General features: G+C 67.8%; 5 protein-coding genes and 1 pseudogene. 2 read left to right on the top strand and 4 right to left on the bottom strand.

What is annotated here, in order from left to right; translation table 11 throughout:
- From ACIQ3R_RS16400 to ACIQ3R_RS16390, 3 genes are all read right to left on the bottom strand, one after another.
- Nucleotides 1-662, bottom strand: a 662-nt coding sequence (locus tag ACIQ3R_RS16400) for a phosphate acyltransferase (RefSeq protein ID WP_397419925.1), incomplete at its 3' end; no start/stop codon positions are given.
- 123 nt (nt 663-785) lie between these two features.
- Nucleotides 786-1,301, bottom strand: coding sequence for a YceD family protein (locus ACIQ3R_RS16395; protein WP_397419924.1), 516 nt, complete (start codon nt 1,299-1,301; stop codon nt 786-788).
- Complete coding sequence (locus ACIQ3R_RS16390; protein WP_397419923.1) at nt 1,298-1,822, bottom strand: ubiquinol-cytochrome C chaperone family protein; 525 nt, start codon at nt 1,820-1,822, stop codon at nt 1,298-1,300. The genes ACIQ3R_RS16395 and ACIQ3R_RS16390 overlap by 4 nt, the downstream gene beginning before the upstream one ends.
- 118 nt (nt 1,823-1,940) lie before the next feature.
- Between ACIQ3R_RS16390 and ACIQ3R_RS16385 the strand changes: the two genes are divergently transcribed.
- Entirely contained in the window at nt 1,941-2,435 is a 495-nt protein-coding gene (locus ACIQ3R_RS16385) for an outer membrane protein assembly factor BamE (RefSeq protein ID WP_397419922.1), read from the top strand.
- Nucleotides 2,436-2,438: 3 nt separating this feature from the next.
- Here the strand turns inward: ACIQ3R_RS16385 and ACIQ3R_RS16380 are convergent, their stop codons facing one another.
- Complete coding sequence (locus ACIQ3R_RS16380; protein WP_397419921.1) at nt 2,439-3,035, bottom strand: TetR family transcriptional regulator; 597 nt, start codon at nt 3,033-3,035, stop codon at nt 2,439-2,441.
- A 144-nt stretch (nt 3,036-3,179) separates the two neighbouring features.
- Between ACIQ3R_RS16380 and ACIQ3R_RS16375 the strand changes: the two are divergent.
- A pseudogene (locus ACIQ3R_RS16375) lies at nt 3,180-3,736 on the top strand (cytochrome P450); the annotation flags it as partial.

The raw sequence follows: 3,736 nt of genomic DNA, 5'->3' as shown, positions 1-3,736 counted from the left end.
GTGATGTCGTCGCCTTCGATGAAACCCCGATAGTCCAGGTCGAAGTCGCCTTCCCGGAGAAGCCGGTTGGCCTCGCGCACCTCCTCGTGCCCCTTCATTTCCTCCGAGCCGACGTTCAGCAGGCCCACTGACGGCCGCGCGACGCCGTGAGCCGCGCGATGGTAGGCCTCGCCCATGATGGCAAACTCGATCAGTCGCGCCGCGTCGCAATCCACATTGGCGCCCACGTCCAGAAAAGTGGTCACGGCCCGGGCGTTGGGAATGCTGGCCACGAGCGCCGGGCGGTCGAGATCGCCGGTCATCCGCAGGATCAGCTTGGAGATCGCCATCAGGGCGCCGGTGTTGCCTGCCGAGACCGCCGCCTGAGCCTGGCCCTCACGGATCGTCTCGACCGCGTTCCACATCGAAGAGCCCTTGCCCCGCCGCATGGCCTGGGCGGGCTTCTCATCCATGCCGATCACCTTGTCCGAGTGGCGCACTTCGCACCGGGCCGCGAGTCCTGCATGTCGGCCGAGCTCCGCGCCGATCTGCGCCTCATCGCCGTGCAAAAGGAGTCGCACGCCGGACAGGCCTGTGAGCGCCTGGGCGCAGGCCGGTATGGAAACCTTCGGGCCATGGTCGCCGCCCATGACGTCGACGGAGATCACCAGGGTGTCGGTCAAGTTCGCGCCTCTGTCCCCCGCTCCAGCGGCCTCGCGAACGCCGGGCCGCCGAGCCCGGAGCGCTGCGACCCTGCGCGCCCGGATTCGCGGATGACCTTAGCCTTCGCCCGGCCCGGTGCAAACCTAGGCCTTGGGATCGGTCAGTTTCCGCAACGCCGCGAAGGGCGAGGTCTCAGGCTCCGGCGGCTGATAGTCAAAGACCGCGTCCGGCTTGCGCGGGAACGGATCAATCGCCAGCGCCAACTGCTCGACCAGGCATGCCGCCAGATCGATGACCCCGCCGTCGATCGGGTCGGGCGGGTCCGGCGCATCCGGATCCAGTTCCAGCTCCCCGCCTTCCGGTGCAAGCAGGTGGGGGCTGCCGGACGGCACGAATCTGACCTCGAAGTCGCCGCCCACGGTTTGCTCGAACGGATCCAGGCTGATCCCGCAAACCTGTTCCACCACCGCCTCGAACCGCCCGGACACCTGCGCGCCGTCCATCCAGGGGCTGATCTCGATCCGCGCCGTGAAGGCGGGCAGACTTTCCAGCTCCAGGTCGGCCGCAATCGCCGCGCGCTGGGCCGCATCCGGGGCCAGCTGGCGCAGGACCGGGCCGTGCGCCAGTTCGGGCAGCCGAATCGTTTCGCGCCAGGTCATGGCGCAGGCCACCCGGCCTCTCCGGCCAGCAGGTCCTCCAGCGGTCGGGCCGCAAGAGCCGCGCGCTCCGCCAGCAGCCGCGCGGCCAGGGGCGCGGGGTCGATCCCGGCGTCACCCTCATAGACCGTACGGCGCAGCGCATCCTGTAATGGGGTCTCGTCCGGCAGGGCGGCGATCGCGGCCTCATAGGCGCCGATGCGGCCGTAGAAGGCCTCGCCCAGCTTGCGCATCTTCTTGCCGACCGAGAGATCGCCCACGCCGAGCTCACGCAGCGCATTGTCCAGACCGCGCACATAGGTGTCGAACAGCGCCTGGGCGGTGTCGGTCGCCGCGGGCCCCTGCCCCTTCAGGCGGGCGAGCAAGAGGTAGACGTGCGCACTTAGCAGTTCGAACCGGCCCGCCGGCGTGTCAGGCGCTCCCAGCGCGATGTAGAGATCGGGCGCGCGGGCGCGGGCCACGGCGGCGGCGTGAAGACGCTGGCCGGCGAGCTGGGTCGGTCTTGGCCGGAACAGGTGAAACATGGTCGGCCTCGTTTTCGCCCGAAGCCTCGGCTACGGGCGGCATTGAACTCAGGGTCGGTGGGAGATAGGTCAAAGCCTCACGCCGGTCCATGCCGACCGACCCAAGCCACGGATACGCATGCGCCGCGCCCCCGCCCTCGCCGCCCTCGCCGCCCTCATGTTGACCGGCGCCGGTCTTTCGGCGTGCTCGCCGATCACCAGCTACTCCGGTTTTCAAGCGATCGATTCTGATCCCAAGGACGTGAAGGTGGGTGAAGACACCAAGTCCACCGTTCGCGCCAAACTGGGCTCGCCCTCGGTGCAGTCCACCTTCGACCCCAATGTCTGGTTCTACGTGAACCAGATCAAGGAACGGGTGGCCTTCCAGCGCCCCCGCATCACTTCGCGAAACGTGACCGCCATCACCTTCAACAAGGACTCGGAGATGGTCGAGACGGTCGACGTCTACACGTTGAAGGACGGCAAGGTGATCGCGTTCAACGGGCGCGAAACGCCGACCCGCGGCCGCGAGATGACCGTGCTGGAGCAGCTGCTCGGCAGCGTCGGTCGCGGCGGCATGCTGCCGCAGGATGACGAAGGCGTTCCTGGCAGCCGTCCGGGAGACCGGCGGTAGGGATCACGACCGGGCGATCAAATCCTCAAAGATCGCCGCCAGCCGTTCGACATAGGCCGCCCGCTTGCGGCCGGTCAGCGCCTCACCGCGGATCAGACGCTCCACCAGGCCGCCGATGTAGGTAGCCGCCAGCACCCGGGCCCGCGCGTCGGCGTCGACGCTGCCAAGCCAGGCGCGGATCGGCGCCAGGAACCGATCCTGCAGCAGCACGTTCAGCAGCGGGGCCGTGGTCGGAGATGTCGCGGCGCGCAACAGAAACTGAAACCGGTCTGTGCCGGTTTCATCGGCATAGGGGCTTCCGGCCAGCCGCTCCGCCATGTCTCGTGCGAATGTCGCACGATCCCACTGCGGCATTCCTTCGGGCAGGAAGGCGGCCTTCAGAGCTTCGATGAACAGGGCTTCCTTGCCTCCGAAGTAGCGCTTGACCAAGGCCACATCGACGCCGGCCCCGCCGGCGATGTCGCGCAGCACCGCCCGGTCGTAGCCCAGCTGCGCGAACTGCACCTTCGCCGCCTCGAGAATAGCCGCCCGGGTGGCCTCGGCGTTCCGTCGCCGGGGGGGCGCGACGGGCTTTTCCAGGGTTGGCGTGATCGGGCTCATCGAAGCAAACGTGCGGGCACGCCCGGGCTAAGTCAATCGATGTTGACATAGCCCGGGGGGCCAAGCACAGTCGCCTCAAAGATGCCCGCCGTGCGCCCGCGCGGCTGCATCCTGAGCTGAACAACGCGCAAGGGACCGCCAGTCGTGAACATCTCTGTGAAGATCTCGCCCGCCGACGCCGCCGCCGAGATCGCCGCCACTCCGCTGGAACAGCTCAACCCGGCCAAGATCAGCCGGTTCTATGATGACACCATCTGGCCAGTTTTCGAACGGCTGCGCCGCGACGACCCGGTCCACTTCACGCCCGAGAGTGAGTACGGCCCCTACTGGTCGGTCACCAAGTGGAACGACATCATGGCGATCGACACCGACCATGAGACCTTCTCTTCGGCCCAGGGCATCACCCTGATCAATCAGGCCAACCTCGCCGAGCAGGAGAAGGTGATGGGGCAGCGGCGGCGCGGCGGCGCCGGGTTCATCACCATGGACGAGCCGGAGCACAGCGTCGCCCGCAAGGCCGTCAGCCCGACTGTGGCGCCCAGCAATCTCCACAACATGGCGCCGTTGGTGCGTGAACGCGCGGGGCAGATCCTCGACTCCCTGCCGATCGGTCAGGAGTTCGACTGGGTGGATCTCGTATCCAAGGAACTGACGGCCATGACCCTGGCCACGCTCTTCGACTTCCCGTTCGAACAGCGGCG

The organism is Phenylobacterium sp. (genome assembly GCF_044371015.1).
Classification (GTDB): Bacteria; Pseudomonadota; Alphaproteobacteria; order Caulobacterales; family Caulobacteraceae; genus Phenylobacterium.
This window is presented reverse-complemented; position numbering and strand designations above follow the sequence as displayed.

What these genes read in the sequence shown, in the direction of transcription:
- ACIQ3R_RS16395 (WP_397419924.1), bottom strand. Translation starts at nt 1,301, where the DNA reads ATGACCTGGCGCGAAACGATTCGGCTGCCCGAACTGGCGCACGGCCCG.
- ACIQ3R_RS16380 (WP_397419921.1), bottom strand. Translation starts at nt 3,035, where the DNA reads ATGAGCCCGATCACGCCAACCCTGGAAAAGCCCGTCGCGCCCCCCCGG.
- ACIQ3R_RS16385 (WP_397419922.1), top strand. Translation starts at nt 1,941, where the DNA reads ATGCGCCGCGCCCCCGCCCTCGCCGCCCTCGCCGCCCTCATGTTGACC.
- ACIQ3R_RS16390 (WP_397419923.1), bottom strand. Translation starts at nt 1,822, where the DNA reads ATGTTTCACCTGTTCCGGCCAAGACCGACCCAGCTCGCCGGCCAGCGT.